The sequence below is a fragment of the Planktothrix sp. FACHB-1365 genome (assembly GCF_014697575.1).
Taxonomy (GTDB): domain Bacteria; phylum Cyanobacteriota; class Cyanobacteriia; order Cyanobacteriales; family Microcoleaceae; genus Planktothrix.
Map to the genome: position 1 here is coordinate 46,225 of NZ_JACJSC010000024.1, position 17,035 is coordinate 63,259.

At 37.8% G+C, this 17,035-nt stretch carries 8 protein-coding genes; 2 read left to right on the forward strand and 6 right to left on the reverse strand.

The genetic code is table 11. The features are described 5' to 3' along the window. Positions 1-8: 8 nt before the first annotated feature. Together H6G57_RS21190 and pdxA are read right to left on the reverse strand one after the other, a co-directional pair. Positions 9-1,205, reverse strand: coding sequence for an MFS transporter (locus H6G57_RS21190; protein WP_190522133.1), 1,197 nt, complete (start codon positions 1,203-1,205; stop codon positions 9-11). Between the two features lie 5 nt (positions 1,206-1,210). Further along, positions 1,211-2,248 (reverse strand): 4-hydroxythreonine-4-phosphate dehydrogenase PdxA, encoded by a 1,038-nt coding sequence (gene pdxA, locus H6G57_RS21195; RefSeq protein ID WP_190522135.1) that lies wholly within the window; start codon positions 2,246-2,248, stop codon positions 1,211-1,213. A 134-nt stretch (positions 2,249-2,382) separates the two neighbouring features. On the opposite strand from pdxA, the gene H6G57_RS21200 reads away from it, so the two are divergent. After that, positions 2,383-3,375: a hypothetical protein gene (locus H6G57_RS21200; protein WP_190522137.1), complete on the forward strand. Its 993-nt coding sequence runs from the start codon at positions 2,383-2,385 to the stop codon at positions 3,373-3,375. 17 nt (positions 3,376-3,392) lie between these two features. Here H6G57_RS21200 and H6G57_RS21205 read toward each other — a convergent pair whose 3' ends face one another. From H6G57_RS21205 to H6G57_RS21220, 4 genes are all read right to left on the reverse strand, one after another. Beyond that, positions 3,393-10,532: a PAS domain S-box protein gene (locus H6G57_RS21205; protein WP_190522139.1), complete on the reverse strand. Its 7,140-nt coding sequence runs from the start codon at positions 10,530-10,532 to the stop codon at positions 3,393-3,395. Positions 10,533-10,627: 95 nt separating this feature from the next. Continuing rightward, positions 10,628-11,728 carry a response regulator gene (locus H6G57_RS21210; RefSeq protein WP_190522141.1) on the reverse strand — a complete coding sequence of 367 codons (1,101 nt, stop codon included), beginning with the start codon at positions 11,726-11,728 and terminating at the stop codon, positions 10,628-10,630. A 29-nt stretch (positions 11,729-11,757) separates the two neighbouring features. Further along, complete coding sequence (locus tag H6G57_RS21215; protein WP_190522143.1) at positions 11,758-13,524, reverse strand: EAL domain-containing response regulator; 1,767 nt, start codon at positions 13,522-13,524, stop codon at positions 11,758-11,760. Next, a complete protein-coding gene (locus H6G57_RS21220; RefSeq protein WP_190522145.1) occupies positions 13,517-14,248 on the reverse strand; it encodes a response regulator in 732 nt (243 codons plus the stop codon). The genes H6G57_RS21215 and H6G57_RS21220 overlap by 8 nt, the downstream gene beginning before the upstream one ends. 483 nt (positions 14,249-14,731) lie before the next feature. Here H6G57_RS21220 and H6G57_RS21225 point away from each other — a divergent pair, with 483 nt between their 5' ends. Continuing rightward, positions 14,732-17,011 (forward strand): ATP-binding protein, encoded by a 2,280-nt coding sequence (locus H6G57_RS21225; RefSeq protein WP_190522153.1) that lies wholly within the window; start codon positions 14,732-14,734, stop codon positions 17,009-17,011. Positions 17,012-17,035 lie beyond the last annotated feature (24 nt).

Below are 17,035 nucleotides of genomic sequence, written 5' to 3' on the forward strand. Positions count from 1 at the left end.
ATTAAGATTTAGCTTGTGCTGGTAGAAGTCGTTAATTTAGGGATAAAGTTGATTAAAATAGCGATCATTAAAAAAGCGATGATTCCCAAACCAGAACTGATGAATAAATTAACTGTTCCGGGTTGTTTTACGATAAAATCATATCCACTCATAGCTAAAGAAAAGGCTGCAAAATAAACTCCGATTCCTAACCCTGCTTTATGAGGGGGGACTAAGGAAAAAGCAATGGGAATAATACCATTAGCAACTAAACTATAACTCGCAATCAGGAATAATAGGAATAGGAATAGGATAGAATGGGAGAAGAATGAAAGGGGAATTAATAAAATAGATGTGGCGATTAATCCGATTAATGTTGCTTTTGTATTGCCAATTTTAACGGCTATCAATCCAGCCGGAATAGATGCAAAGGCTAGAAGAATTAATCCAGTAAACATCATCCATTTGACATTTCCTCCTGAATTTTTGATCACTTGAGGAAAAATTTCTCCTAAGATAAACCGAGTTCCCCACGCCCCGAATAATCCTAATGAGGCAATAAACACTAAGTTTTTTAAATATAATTCTTGATGGGGTTGTTCTGACTGAGGAATAACGCTTAAATCGGGATTAAAATATCTTAAAACTGCGACTGAACCTAATAAAACTAAAGACCCGACTGTAAACGTTACCCCTGAACCTAAACTCAAAATAAATTCACTTGAAATGGGACGAATAGCCCCCACAATACCCCCGATAAAAATTAAAATACTCATAGCTTGAGGGAGTTTTGTTTCTATGGCGTATTGACCTAATAAAGCGGTAACAGGACTTCTAAATAAAGCCATTGCAACAGCCCATAAAATTAATAAAATTGGGAATATCCAATGCAAAGAATTCAGAGATTGACCGAAAATATAAAAACTGGGAATAGCAATAAATAAACCCGAAGCTAAAATCACCCCTAAACTAATGAAAGGAAACCGGGTTCCCATCCATTGTCGTTGACAATCTGAGAAATTTCCAGCTAAGGGTTCAATGATGACTCCTAACGCATTTTCAATGACTAAAATAGTTGGGAATAAACCTGGAAATCCAAAGGTAGTTAAGAGTTGAGGAACATATAATCGATAGAGTAACCAAGTTAAGGTAATTGCGCCTTGAACTAAGGATAATCCGATTAACTGAAACCAGAGAATAGAGGGTTGAGCATTGGATTGTGACATCTCAATTAATTCTTTATACGATTATTAACTAATTCTATGCTGAAATCAATTGCAGCTTTCATACTAGACGCATCTGCAATTCCTTTTCCCGCAATATCAAAGGCTGTACCGTGATCAGGAGAAGTTCGGATAAAAGGTAAACCAATTGTTGTATTAACCGCCCGATCAAATGCCATTAATTTAACAGGAATTAGCCCTTGATCATGATATAATGCTAAATAACCATCATGGGCATTTTTTCCTAAATTAAACCAAGCTTGACCCGGTTTAACCCACATGGTATCCGGGGGAATAGGGCCGTCTAATTGAATATAAGGATAGCGATCGCGTTGTTGATTTAACCAAGGAATTAACCAGTCTTTTTCTTCTGTTCCTAGCTGTCCTTCTTCTCCACTATGGGGGTTTAATCCAGCCACAGCAATGCGGGGATTTTCTAATCCAAATTCATGACGTAAACAATCCACAAGTAACTCTAATTTTAAACTCATTAATTCTGGGGTTAAAGTTGAGGAAACTTGAGAGAGGGGAATATGAGTTGTGGCTAATAACGTTCTTAATGTCCAGCCTGTATAGGGAGATCGGGCGACAAATAACATTCCAAAGCGTTTAACTTTGGCTTTTTCGGCTAAAAATTCCGTTTGACCGGGATAATTATAACCCGCTAAATTCCATAAATTTTTAGCAATTGGCCCTGTTATAATTCCATCAAATTCTCCTTGTAATGTTCGAGTAATGGCTGTATCTAAATATTGAAAACTAATCGCCCCACTGGTGAGGTTTCCTACTCCTATTTGTAAGGGAGGTAAAGTCGGATCAGGCTCTAAATTTATCACTGTAAACCGATTGGGGTTTGAGGAAGAAAATCCTTGATTTTGTAACTGTTTGTAGGTTTGTTGCAAAATGCGATCGCTTCCAATAACCGTTAGATCACAGTGTTGATGTAACGTCGGATCAGCTAAAGCTTTTAATACCACTTCTGGCCCAATTCCTGATGGATCACCTAATGTTATGGCTAAACGAGGTAATTGTTTAGATTGAGACATAATTTCAGTAGTAAGCCCTGAAGGGCTTTTTCTTGATCGTTTTAAATATTGTAGCCCTAAAGGGCTTACTACGGGTAAATAATCAGTTAAAATTAAACTGGATAAAGCCGTTAGTTTATATTAAACCGCAACTCATGACTATTCCCTCAACGCTGAATGTGGCGATTGGCTTATTTTTTATTTATCTACTTTTGAGTTTATTTACCTCAGAAATCCAAGAATTTTTAGCGAGTTCTCTCTTTGATTGGAGAGCGGAAAATTTATATCGTTCTATTCAACTGATTTTAGGAAATACCGCTACAGAATTACTTTATCAACACCCTTTAATTAAATCGTGGAAAGATTATAAACAACGAGTAAATCAACGCTCATTAGGCCCATCTTATATTCCTAGTTCCACCTTTGCTTTAACCTTAATAAGTGTTATTTTAGAACAGTCTGGGGTACAACCAAAGCTCAATAGTTTTACAATTGAAGATTTTATTAAAGCCATTGATTCTGAAGGGATTCAACAGCTTTTTGATCCTGATCAAATTAAATTATTCAAAATCTTAGCGGTTAAAGCAAGTCATGAAGCCAGAGATCCCGCAGAAATTGAACCCTTAGAAAAAGCCATTAGTGATTGGTTTGAACAATCAATGGTTCGAGCATCAGGGGTTTATAAACGGAAAGTTAAATTGATAACTCTTTTCATTGGGTTAATTGCATCAGTTGGATTAAATGCAGATACCTTAAATATTGCTAATCGTTTATTTCAAGAACCTGTTTTACAAGAAAATCTCAGCCAAACGATTAATATTGTTTTAACTCAAGATGCTAATTTTCCCCTGAAAAATTGTTTAAAATCTCAACCCGATGCTCCAGAATCTTGTCAAGATTTAACCGAAAATTTTCTTTATTCCTATTTATTTGACTTTTCCTCTTTACCTTTAGGATGGGGTAACTCGAACGTAAATCAACAGTTTAATTCAGGAGAAAACTTATTTACTTTTAATGTCCTGAAAGCCATGACGGGATGGGGATTAACCGCGATCGCAATTTCAATGGGATCGTCCTTTTGGTTCGATCTTCTCAACAAATTAATTAATGTTCGTAATACCGGATCAAAACCCTCACGCGCAGAATGACTATTTTTGATTCTCGACTATAACCGATGTCGATATTGGAGTTCAGAAAAACTCACAGTAAATTGGGTTCCATTTTCCCGATCAAGGGTAATCGTTCCTTCCAGTTGGTCAGTGAGGGTACAAACCAATTCCATTCCCAAGGATTCGACATTTCTAAAGTCTACTCCTTCAGGAAAACCAATGCCATTATCTCGAACGGTGACACTAATTTTATCCTCTTCATTTTGATGGAGTCCCAGATAAACAATTCCTGCTCGACCATTGGGAAAAGCGTGTTTTAAGGTATTAGATACCAGTTCATTTACAATTAAACCACAGGGTTGTGCGGTTTCAATATTTAAACCAACAGGTTCAATATCCAGTTCAAACTGAACTCGACTATCTTGAATATTATAGGATTCAAATAAATTATCTATTAAATCTTCTAAATAATCTCCAAAACTAATTTTTTCTAAATTCGTTGAACGATAGAGTTTTTCATGAATTAAAGCCATTGAATAAATTCGATTTCGACTATCTTCTAAAACCTTAATCAATTCCGGCTGCTGAACATAATCTGATTGAAATTCTAAAAGATTAGAAACTACCAGCAAGTTATTTTTAACCCGGTGGTGAATTTCTTTAAGTAAAACTTCTTTTTCGCGTAACGATGTCACCAGAGTATCTTCAGCTTTTTTCCGTTCTGTAATATCTCGATACATCCATAAATGACCTTGAGACGCTCCTTGAATCATAATCGGAACATAATCTCGTTCAAGGGTGCGCCCATCAACTAAAGAAAGTTCTTCATTAACAACCACTCTTTTTCTTCGCATCACCTCTTGATTTCGGATAATAAATTGTGCTGGGTCGCTAAAAATATTTTGATATTCAAAGGCGAAGGTAGAGCCATCCATTCCGATGAGTTTTTCGGGGGATTCGTGAATCTTAAATAAATTACAAAAGGCTTGATTTGTTAAGACAATTTTGTAACATTCATCCTTAACTAAAACCCCTAACTGTAAATTTTCAATTAAGGTACTTAATCGGGAGGTTGTTGCCCATAATTGTTCTTCAATTCTTTTGCGTTCTGTAATATCAATTCCGATAAAAATTGCAGCTTGATCTTGATCATATTTTTGGGCTACTAATAAATAATAGCGAGTCGCATCTTGAATTCGAGTTTCTAAAGTAACCTCACTGGTTTTAAGATAAGGTTCACACATGAATTGTTCCATAAACTGGGCAAATTCATGACTTCCCTGAATAAATCCAATTTCTTGACCTACAAAGTCTTCCGGTTGTAACTGATAGGTATTGGCTAAATGTCGGTTAACGCCTAAATAATGTAAATCAGAACTAATCCAAGACACAAACCCTGGAACTGCATCTAATACCGCTTGTAATTGTTCATTGGTAGCTTTGAGGCGTTCTTCGGCTTGTTTGCGATCGCTAATATCTATCCAATAGCCAACAATTTCTAAAGCATTTCCTTCCCCATCTCGAATTAATTTAGCTTGATCATACATCCAATGGTAAGTGCCATCCTGATGTTTAAACCGATATTCATAACTTGCATATCCTTGCTCAAATAAGACTGATAAGTCTTGATTGATCAGTTTGTTAATATCTTCTGGATGAATATGGTTTAACCAAAAGCCAGGTTGAGTAAATTCCGAGACATTGTATCCTAAAAGGGTTTTAATATTATCACTAATAAAAGTAGCTTCATAGTCTCCCTTCGCTTTGGAACTATAAATAATTCCAGGGCTAGAAGATAATAAATATTGTAATCGTTCTTGACTGACCAATAAAGCTTGTTGCGCCAGAGAACGTTCTTTTAATTCTGTTTGTAATTGTTCATATAATTCCGATTGTTGAATGGCAATAGCAAGTTGACTGGTAATTTGTTGCAGAAGGGAAATTTCCCATTCTTCCCATTGTCGAGGTTGGCTGCATTGATGGGTAATTAATAAACCCCATAGAGTTTCATTTTCAATAATGGGAACGGCGAGTTTAGCTTGAACTTGAAATTGCTCTAAAAATTTAACTAAACACGGTAAAATCTTATTTTCTTTAATATTAGCAATGGAGGCAATTTTCCCGTTAATATAACTTGGATAACATTCTGAGGGAAAGATTTCTTCAGAAAAAGTTTGTTCTAAAATGGAACTCCACTCTGGATTAACATCTTCCGCAATCACAGTTCCTGTACTGTCGGGATAAATTCGATATACTAAAACTCGATCTGCTTTCAGAAACTGTTTAACTTCCGTCACCATCGTTGATAAAATAGATTTCAGATCTAAAGATTCTCGAATCCGTTGGGTAATGGTGGCAATTAATCGTTCTCGGATGACTTGTTGACCTAAACGTTCTTCAGCTAATTTACTTTCAGTAATATCATTCTGAATTTCTAAATAATGGGTAAGATTTCCCGCCTCATCATAAATGGGAGAAATATTCAATTCATTCCAAAATAACGAGCCATCTTTACGGTAATTTTTCAAGACAACATTACAATTTTTTTTCTGTTCTAACGCTTTTTTAATTTGCTTTAACTCCGATTGGCGACGATCCTTACCTTGGAGAAAACGGCTATTTTTACCAATCGCTTCTTGAGCCGAATATCCCGTCACTTTTTCAAAAGCTGGGTTAACAAAAACAATCGGATAATCCTGTTGTCGAGCATCCGCAATCACAATGCCATTACTACTATAGGCGATCGCTCGTTCACTGAGTCGTAATTTTTCTTCTACCCGTTTTCGTTCTGTAATATCCGTTGCGGCGCCTAGGATGTGTTTTGGTTTTCCATCGGATGTTCGAGCAAAAATGGTATCTCGGCTGACTAACCAATGCCAATTTCCCTGAATATCTTTCATCCGGTATTCAAACTCAAAAATCTCATCTTCAGTCGCCGTTGCCAATTTTTGATGATAAATTTCTAGTTGAGCATAATCCTCGGAATGAACCAGATCCGGGAGTACAGTTGAACCCATTTCTAAAATGGCTTCTCGCGTATATCCTAAGACTTTAGTAATTTCATGATTGACATAAATAGTGTGCTTTTCCATTAAATCATAAATATATAAAATATTAGGACTAGCATCCGTAATCCGTTGAATAAACCGTTGACTTTCTTGCAATTCTAATTCGGCTTTTTTGCGATCGGTAATATCTAAAGCTGCTCCGGTAATTCCAATAATATTTCCTTCTAAATCTAAGAGCGGATCAATGGTTAAATCATAGCATTGAATATCTTGATTATGAAGATTTGTAATCACCTCTTCTCTCAACCCCACTTTTGTATTTAAAACTTGTTGTTTAAGTTGGATCAGCTTAACGGCATTTTCTGGAGGGAAAATATCACTATCTAATCGACCAATCACGGCTTCGGGTGCATATCCACCCGCCGGATTATAAATCCAAGTGTAGCGTAATTCTAAATCTTGATTAAATACAACAATAGGGGAATTTTTGAGGGTAATTTTAAATCGTTCTTCACTAAACCGTAACGCTTCTTCCGTTTGTTTCCGATCCGTGATATCACGGGATATGGCAACAATTTCTTGAATGTTTCCTGTTTGATCTCGTACCTTTTTTTGGGTAGTTTCAAACCATACATAGTCTTGATCTTTCCGCAAAATTCGGTAAACGATAGTATTAATATCGGCTGTTTCAATAGAACTTTGATGAGGGCGATTGATTTTGGCTAAATCTTCAGGATGGAATAATTCATAAGCTGAACGTCCGACTAACTCTTCTGGTTCATAACCCAACAAAGAACGAGAGGCGGGGGACGCATAAAGATAAACACCTTGGGGGGTATGGCGGCTAATTAAATCCGTTGAATGATCAGCCATTAAACGATAAAGTTGTTCACTCTGGCGAATCACTTCTTCAGCTTGTTTTCGTTCAATTGCCGTTGCTAGAATATTGGCTACACTTTGCAAGAAATTAACATCATCTTCACTAAACAGTTGTAGTTTTTTCCCATAAATTTCTACCCGTCCTAAATCATGATAATTTTGCCCCATAATCGGAATACAGATTCCTTGATTTAAAAGCGTAAAGTTGTCATGATTTAGATCATTTTCCTCTAAATCAAGTTGCTGTTGGGAGACATTAAATTTTAGTTCATCCTGAAAATCAGGGAATTGATGAATTATCGGGGGGTTGAAAATCAGGGGTTCATGACTGAGAAGGGTATAATGTTGAGTCGGTTCGTCCCAAACGGCTAAGGTCAGAAATCCTCCTTCTAAATTATATTCTAAAACTTTGCAATATTCAACGTTTAAATCTTTAGCAATTTGAACCACAATTTCATTAATTAGGGACACCAAATTCATTTCTGAAAGAGCTTTTTGACCTAATTCAGCAATGATCGCTTGTTGATAAGCTTTATCTTCTAATTGTGATTCTATTTCCTGTAATTCTACAACTTGGCGATGTAATTTTTCATTCATGAAACTGAGTTCTGTGGTGCGGTCAGCGACTCGAACTTCTAACTCTTCATTGAGGGTTTTTAACTCAGCTTCGGCTTGTTTTCGACCACTAATATCTGTAATCGTTCCTACATAACCAATGATTTCACCTTGATCATTTAATTCTTCCACGGCTTGACCATAAACCCAAGTCATTTGACCATCTTGACGCTGAAGCCGATATTCACAACAAAACTGAATTTTTTGTAAAGATGTCTCTCGGATTTGACCCGAATCTGTCCTTAGTCGCTGCCATTCTTCCTTCACATGGGCTTGATCTTCTGGGTGAATGGCCTGAGTCCAACCCTGTCCTAATGCTTCTTCCGGGGTCAGTCCCGCAATTTCACACCAACGTTGATTAACATACAAACAATTCCCCTCAATATCGCAGTGAAAAATTCCCACCGGAGATACTTCTGCTAACGTGGCATAGCGTTTTTCACTCTTGCGTAACGCGGCTTCAGTGCGTTTGTTTTCGCTAACATCTCGTGCAACAGCATAATATTGGGTTTCATCAAAGGGCATCGCTGTCCAAGATAACCATCGATAAGAACCATTTTTACATTGATATCGATTCTCAAAATTATGGCTAGGAATTCCTAATGATAAATTTTCCAATTCTAATAGAGTATTGGCCCAATCATCAGGATGAATTAAACCTAAAAACGATTGTCCTAAAAGTTCAGTTTCTGTATATCCTAATAAACTCAACATTCGAGGATTAACTCGTTTAAAAAATCCTTGGGTTGTGGCAATACAAAAAATGTCTAAGGAAAGATTAAAAAAGCGATTTAATTCTTCTTCAGCTTGTTGTCGCTCGACGCAAGACGCAATAATATTAGCAATCGCTTGTAAAAAATTAATTTCATCTGAAGTAAACCGACGTTCTTCCTCAGTATGAATTCCTAATACTCCAAAGGGCTTTTCTTTCCCCGAAATCAGAACGGTAACGCCACTGACAATATTATGATTATAAAAAAAGGCACAACCACTAAAGCGACTTTCGACTCGTAAATCCTCAACAATAATCGGTTCTTTTAATAATAAGGTATAACCGGGTTGGGACTTGCGACCCTGACCAACGGTGATTCGCCCCACCGAACCTGAACGCCACCCTAATCCTGCGGTTAACAAAAAGGTACTCTCGTTAGCGAGTAATTCCCAAATTTGAACATATTTAATCCCTAAAGTCTGTCCAACGAGGATCACAACCTTTTGTAATAAAGTATCTAAGTTGGTTTGACAAAGAGCATATTGACCTAATTCTGCAATTACCTGTTGTTGTCGGGCACGACGTTTAAGTTCTCCTTGGGCCGTTTGCCGGACAGAGACATCCTGTACCAGTGATAAAAGAGAAATAACTTGTCCAGATTCGTTTTTTAAAACGGAGTTATACCATTCACAGTACACCAAAGTACCGTCTTTGGTATAGTTCCGATTACAACAGATATTCCGACTTTCCTCACCGTTGAGTAACTGCGACGCAAGCGCATTCACCTGTTCTAAATCTTCTGGATATACAAATTCCCACTGATTCCAATGGCGATGTAGGATTTCTTCAGCCTTCCAACCAAAGATTTTTTCAGCTTGGGGCGACCAGCGTTTGAGGCGAAATTGTTCATCCCATTCAATCACGGCTAAAGGAGAATTTTCAACATGAAAGGTTAACTGTTGGTGGGCTTTTTGTAATTCGACTTCTGTTTGTTTTTCAGTTTCTGGGGGGTGTTGAAGTTCTCGCAGCCGTTGTTGTACCCGTTGTTCAATGATCTGCTCTTGTTCATCGAGGAGTTGTTGTTTTTGGACTTCTAAACCCTGAACTTTTTGTTGTAAAAATGTAACAATTTCATTCAATTCTGCCGGGTCAAATAAACGCAATAAATTGCTCTGGGTAATAATTCCTAATAATTCTCCTTGATTTCCGGTCACCACTAAGCGGCGCACCCGATGTTTCTGCATTTGCTGATTGGCCCGCCATAAATTATCATGTTGATGAATCGTCAACAAAGGTTGATTCATCATTTCAAGGGCGGTTAAACCGGAAATATCTTGGTTTTGGCTTTGAAACCGCAGCAAATCCCGTTCTGTAATTAAACCGACCGGAATTGTGATCGGACTGCTGTTGATGGGAAACTGAGGAGGACGCTCTTCAACAACAACTAGACAACTAATTTGATGCTGGGCTAAAAGTTTGGCTACGTCTAACACCGGGGTGGAGGGAAAAGCCTGAATTACGGGAGTTGTCATCACTTCAGCAACGGAACGCAACCGCAACAAATTAATCGGTTGCAACATTTGGCGCAGGGTTTCTCCCGTAATCACCCCTTGCAATTGTCCTTGGTCATCAACAACCGGTAGATGGCGAATCTGATGTTCCCGCAATAGGGAAATAGTATGATAAATATCTCGATATTCTGCTTGTTTTAAAATTACGACTTCCGTTGTCATCACCTGTTGCATCTTGATCTCAGCCAAGGGTTGGCTAGAACTGATCAAGTGGATGACATCTCGTTCAGTAAATATCCCGACTAACTGATTCTGTTGTTGCACCACAACATAACTGGCTGGATAGTAGGGGTTATCATTCATCTGTCTGAGTACCTCTAACACAGGCATCTCAGGACTGACACTCAGAGGCGCTTTATCCAAAAGTTGATTCAGCGTTGGGATGTAAGACGGTAAACCATTAAGTTCCATTTCAGGGCCATGAGGAGGAGAGGGACGGGGGGAAGGGGGATAAGGGGACGGGGGGACGGGGGGACGGGGGGAAGTTAGGGGTCAGGGGTCAGGGGTCAGGGGTCAGTAATTAGGGGTAAATAAAGAGTCACGAGGGTTTGGTTGGGGGTAGGAGTTTCTATGAGCAGTTGACCTTGGTGGAGTTCGATGAGTTTTTGGACGATGGCTAATCCTAAGCCGGAGCCTTGTTGTTCATAGAGTTTGCGTTCAAACTGCATATGGGCACCAATTTGAGCAATTTGTTGAGGATTCATTTCTCGTCCGGTGTTTTTAACCGATAAAACAAATTGACGGTCTTTAACACATCCATTAATTTCAATCGGTTCTCCTGGATTGGAAAACTTTAAGGCATTATCAACTAATTCTTCTACCAGTTTTTTCAACCTCATTTCTGCCATAGCGATGGGAACATCTTGCAAATTCAGAGATAAATCTGCCTCCCGTTTTGCTTCTTGAACCTGACTCATGACTTGTTCAGTAATGGTGTCTTTGGAAGATGCCGTTTTATACTGACGTAAGGCAGCAATTCGTTTGGGTTCGGTGGCAATCAGTTCTAATTCAGCATAGAGGAGAAAATTCATGATCAACCGATATAAGCGTTGACCGGATAAAGAAATCTGCTCGACCATTTCCCGAATTTCCTGGGTATCCATAAAGTCTAATTCATGGAGTAGAAATTCCGTTGAAGCGAGAATTCCATTCAGAGGGGTTCTTAATTCATGGGGAAGAGAATGGGTAATATTGCTGCGAAGTTCCTGTAATTGTTGTTGAGATGCTTTTTGAACAACCGCTTGTTTTTCCAGTCGAGTCGAAATTGCTTTTAACAATTCCGAGGGGGTAAAAGGTTTAGTTAAATAATCATCAGCCCCTAATTCCATTCCTTTCCTTAAATCCAATTTATCAGCTTTTGCGGTTAGGAAAATAAACGGAATCATCATGGTTTCTGGTTCTTTCCGCAATGCTTCTATTACCCCATAGCCATCGAGTTCTGGCATCATCACATCACATAAGATTAAATCGGGATGAGTGCTTTGGGCAATTGCTAAACCGATTTTTCCATTCTCGGCGGATAAGGTTTCAAACTCTTCTATTTCTAAAAGTTCTACGATATTTTCTCGGATGGATTCTTCATTCTCAATCACTAATATCTTGGTCATTTTAATGTCCTCAATGATTCTAATTAATGTTAGGAATTCGGTTGAGAAAGTTTTAATTTTCGTCCGCTTTTAACTAAGGCTTGAAACTCTTCTAAATTGAGAGGACGACTGAATAAATATCCCTGAATTTCATTACAATTAAACTCATTCAAGAGATCTAACTCTTCTTGGGTTTCAACTCCTTCAGCAATCACTTTTAAATTTAAAAGATGCGCCATTGAAATTAAAGATTGGGTAATAGCTGCATTGATTTTATTATTATGGAGATTCCGAACGAAGCATTGATCGATTTTCAGTACATCAAACGGAAACTTTTGCAGATAGTTGAGAGAAGAATATCCTGTCCCAAAATCATCAATGGCTATTTTTAAACCCAGGGCTTTTAAAGCTTGCAATTGTTGGATGGATAATTCCGCATCTCGAATTAACAAACTTTCGGTTAATTCTAATTCTAAATAATCCGGTTCACAGCCGGTGTTGAGTAAAACTTGCACTAATTTTTGGCGCAAGTTAGCCGTTCGGAATTGACGACCCGATAAGTTAACGGCTACCCGTAAACAGCCTAACCCTTGAGAGCGCCATGCTTTACTATCTTTACAAGCTTGATATAAAACCCATTCTCCAATCGGTTCAATTAAACCCGTTTCTTCCGCAATCGGAATAAATTTCATCGGGGAAATCATTCCTTGTTGGGGATGTTTCCAGCGCAGTAATGCTTCTGCCCCGACAATGTTTCCTGTTTTTAAACTGACTTGCGGTTGATAGTAAAGTTGAAATTCTTCCCTTTCTAAAGCATACCGCAGGGCGACTTCTAAATCAATCCGTTCTGAGAGTTCATGATCACAGGTAGGGGTATAAAAGGTATAGTGATTTCCTCCTTGTTGCTTGACGTCATTCATGGCTTGTTTGGCCGCCCGCAGCAGTTGTTGAATCTCCCGACCGTCTTGGGGATAGAGTGCAATTCCAGTGCTAATGGTGATGAAGACTTCCCGGTTCATTAAAACAAAGGGTTTAGAAATGATTTTTTGTAATCCTTCTAGGGTGGTTTTAAGCAGTTTTTTATCTAAAATTGGGGCTAGTAAAATTGCAAATTGATCGGCATTGAGATGGGTAATAATATTTTCAGCAGATAAACTCTTTCTGAGCCGTTCTCCTACCTCTTTTAAGAGTAAATCTCCGCTTTCATAGTCAAAAAGATCATTAATTCGGCTAAATCGATCTACCCCTAAACAGAGAACGGGAATCATGCCTTGGTACTTCCAATTTTCATCTGTCCCCGATAAGGATGCTAATTGATGCAGCATTTGTTGGAAATATTCCAACAAAGATAAACGGTTGGGTAAACTTGTGGTACTATCTTGATAAATGAATTGATTGAGTTTAGCTTCAGCTACTTTTAATTCGCTAGTATAACGATCTTTTAATATCGTGTGTTTTTCTAAACGAATCACAATCGCTTTGAGTAATTCTGTGGCGGTACAGGGTTTAGTCAAATAATCATCAGCCCCAAGCTGCATTCCTTTCCGCAGGTCTCCTAAATCAGCTTTTGCTGTTAAGAAAATGAAGGGAATGGTCGCTGTCAGGGGGTTTTCTTGTAACTTGAGGAGAACCCCATAACCGTCGAGTTCTGGCATCATCACATCACACAAAATTAAATCTGGTTGATGTTGACTCGCCAGTTGCACCCCGATTTTACCGTCTTCGGCATTGAAAACTTCAAAGTCTTCAGATTCGAGAAGTTCTACAATATTATCTCGAATTAAATCTTCATCTTCAATCACAAGAATTTTAGTCATAGTTGTTTCTCTGTAATACATTGAGTTTGCGAATGAATTTAATATTTTCTGGGGTTAATATCGTTTTTAAGTCTGAAATCTGATTGAGGATACTCACTTCCCGCGCACATTCTTCTTGGAGAATTTTTAAGTAACGTTGTTGTTTTAACGCTAAATCAGGTACTTGATTGGCTTGGGTTGATAATAAGTTTAACATTTGAACTGCTAAACTAATATTAGACATCGGGTTACTTAGTTCTTCTGATAGCCGCGTTAACAGTTCTTCCTGGGTTTTGCTGAGTTGCTCAAGTTCAGAAACTTTCTGTTTAAGTTGATTGGCACGTTCTCGTTCCTCCGCATATTGGAATAAATACTGTTGTTGTTTTTTTAATCGGGCGCGAATGGTACTCAAAAGTTCTATCGGTGTAAAGGGTTTTGTGATGTAGTCATCCGCCCCTAATTCCATTCCTAACCGCAAATCCCTGCGTTCAGCTTTAGCGGTCATAAAAATAAATGGAATATTGGCGAGAAGGGGTTGTTTTTGCATCTCGGTGAGAACAGTATACCCATCAATATCCGGCATGATAATATCACAGAGAATTAAGTTGGGTTGATACTCGGAAGCTAACTTAATCCCTAATTGACCTTGAGCCGCATCTAAAACTTGGAATTCTTCAGATAAAAGTAACTCCATTATATTTTCTCGAATGGTATCTTCATCTTCAATAATCAAAACTTTATTCATAAAATTTATTGATTTCCCTCCAGGGATAATTTGATGGTAAATTGTGTTTCTGCTCCGAGGATGGTTTCGATCAAAATACTGCCCCGATGAGCTTTTAAAAAGGCACGATCAACTTTTAAAAAGGGTTTAATCCTTAATCAACCGAGTCCAGCGCCGGAAATATTTCCTGCATTTGAACTGCAATAAAATTTGTTAAATATTTTTTGGGGGTTTCAGGAATTCCAATTTCTTAAGCTTGGGCTTTAAAATGAATTGTTGGGCATCCTGAAAAATCTCCAGTCCGATTATAGCACGTTTCGCTGCATCGCTAACCCCTTGATCAACCCTTGATTGAAAATCAGATTTAACATATCTTAATCAGTACCGACATCTAAAATAGATCTTTAACGAAGAGTTCGGTTTTAATCAACTGTATAATTACTGATAATACTACAACTTGAGGAGGCCTATTCCTTGAATTCCCATAACTTTAACTTACCATCGATGACACAATTTGACCTTTTTCCTGAACCTTTAAGTTTAAACAACTGTGATCGAGAGCTTATTCATCTTCCGGGCACAATTCAATCTCATGGAATTTTGTTTGTGTTATCCAATCCCGACCTCAATATTCTTCAAGTTAGTAATAATACAGAGGTTTATTTAGGGATTCCACCCGAACAATGTTTAGGACAACCCCTATCTTTTCTATTTGCCTCAGAGCAACTTTTTGCCCTGCAAGAGTGTTTAGAAGAAACCTTTGATCAGGTTAATCCGGTACAACTTCAGGTGCACATTAATCAAGATATTAAAAGATTCCAAGGGATTATTCACCGTTCTCCTCAAAATTATTTAATTTTAGAATTAGAACCAACAAGTGAAAAAGAACCGCCCAATTTCTTTAATTTTTATGAATTGACTAAAAAGGTATTTTTGAAACTGCAAAAAACAACAACTCTTGCTGAAATTTGTGAAGTTTTAATCCAACACATCCGAAAAATTACGGGGTTTGATCGAGTCATGATTTATCGGTTTTCTCCCGATGGTTCAGGAACGGTCATTGCCGAAGAAAAGCGAGAGGATTTAGAACCTTATCTGGGATTACATTATCCTGATTCTGATATTCCTAAACAAGCAAAACAACTCTATATTGTCAATGGATTGCGATTAATTCCTGATATTAATTATCAACCTGTTCCTATTATTTCTATGCCATCGGATACAGCAACAGAACCCCTCGATTTAAGCTTTAGTGTGTTGAGGAGTGTCTCTCCCATTCATCGAGAATATTTAAAGAATATGGGAGTCGCAGCATCTCTGTCAATTTCAATTGTTAACAATAATCAACTTTGGGGATTAATTGCCTGTCATCATTACAGCCCTAAATTTCTTTCCTATAGCCTGAGAACGGTGTGTGAATTTCTGGGACAAGCGATGTCTTTAGAGTTACCGACTAAGGTAGAAAATGAAAATTTAGATTACAAACTATCCCTAAAATCTCTGCAAACGAAATTTACAGATATTATGGTTCAGGCAGAAACGGTCATGGATGCTTTACTGCAAAATCAAGAAGATCTCCTGAAATTAATGGCGGCAGAAGGGGCGGTTTTTGTTCAAGATGAGCATTTAATTTCCCTAGGACAAACCCCTGCAATTTCAGAGTTAGAACCCTTGATTCTGTGGTTATCTGATCAATTTAAAAATCATACGTTTGTTACCGATTCCCTCTCAAGGGTGTACCCTCCAGCGGCAAATTTTCAGGCGGTTGCTAGTGGTTTACTGGCAATTTCCATTACCAAAATTAAACGAAATTTTATTTTATGGTTTCGTCCTGAACAATTACAATATGTGAACTGGGCGGGAAATCCTGATAAACCAAAACGAATTGAAGAAGATGGCAGTTTAACAATTTTTCCACGTAAATCCTTTGCTTTGTGGCAAGAAACGGTTCAAGGAAAGTCCTTACCTTGGCAACCTTTTGAAATCGAAGCCGCCTTAGAAGTCAGAAGTGCCTTAGTTAGTATTATTTTACAGAAAGCTGACGAACTGGCTGCGATAAATTTAGATTTACAACGCACCAATAGTGAGTTAGATGCCTTTGTTTATATTGCTTCCCATGATTTAAAAGAACCCTTGCGGGGAATTCATAATTATTCTACCTTTTTATTAGAAGATTATGGTCAAATTCTCGATGAGGATGGAGTTTATAAACTGCAAACCTTAGTCGATTTGACGAAACGGATGGAGGATTTAATCAATTCTCTATTACATTTTTCTCGCCTGGGGCGACAGGAATTGAAGCTGAATCCGTTAGATTTGAATAAGTTAATCCCTCAGATTGTAGAATTGTTTCAAATGAGTTATGTAGCCGATACAATCAATATTGTGATTCCTCGACCTTTACCCTTGATTCGAGGGGATAAAATTTTAATTCAAGAAGTCTTGACAAATTTAATCAGTAATGGATTAAAATATAATGAGCAGTTCATCAAATCTGTCGAAATTGGCTATTTAGATCCAGAACTCGTGATCACTGAAGAAACTCAACCGATTTTAACGTTGTATATTCGGGATAATGGGATTGGAATTCCTCCCAAGCATCATGACACTATTTTCAGAATTTTTAAACGGCTTCATGCACGGACTCAATATGGAGGCGGAACAGGAGCGGGATTAACAATTGTTAAAAAAATTATTGAACGACATGGGGGAACAATTTGGCTTAATTCTATTCCCCATGAAGGGACAACCTTTTACTTTACACTTCCTTATTTTTTAGGATAAATTATTAGAAAGAGGCTGAGGAAA

What these genes read in the sequence shown, in the direction of transcription:
- H6G57_RS21215 (WP_190522143.1), bottom strand. Translation starts at nt 13,524, where the DNA reads ATGACTAAAATTCTTGTGATTGAAGATGAAGATTTAATTCGAGATAAT.
- pdxA (WP_190522135.1), bottom strand. Translation starts at nt 2,248, where the DNA reads ATGTCTCAATCTAAACAATTACCTCGTTTAGCCATAACATTAGGTGAT.
- H6G57_RS21200 (WP_190522137.1), top strand. Translation starts at nt 2,383, where the DNA reads ATGACTATTCCCTCAACGCTGAATGTGGCGATTGGCTTATTTTTTATT.
- H6G57_RS21190 (WP_190522133.1), bottom strand. Translation starts at nt 1,205, where the DNA reads ATGTCACAATCCAATGCTCAACCCTCTATTCTCTGGTTTCAGTTAATC.
- H6G57_RS21205 (WP_190522139.1), bottom strand. Translation starts at nt 10,532, where the DNA reads ATGGAACTTAATGGTTTACCGTCTTACATCCCAACGCTGAATCAACTT.
- H6G57_RS21220 (WP_190522145.1), bottom strand. Translation starts at nt 14,248, where the DNA reads ATGAATAAAGTTTTGATTATTGAAGATGAAGATACCATTCGAGAAAAT.
- H6G57_RS21225 (WP_190522153.1), top strand. Translation starts at nt 14,732, where the DNA reads ATGACACAATTTGACCTTTTTCCTGAACCTTTAAGTTTAAACAACTGT.
- H6G57_RS21210 (WP_190522141.1), bottom strand. Translation starts at nt 11,728, where the DNA reads ATGACCAAGATATTAGTGATTGAGAATGAAGAATCCATCCGAGAAAAT.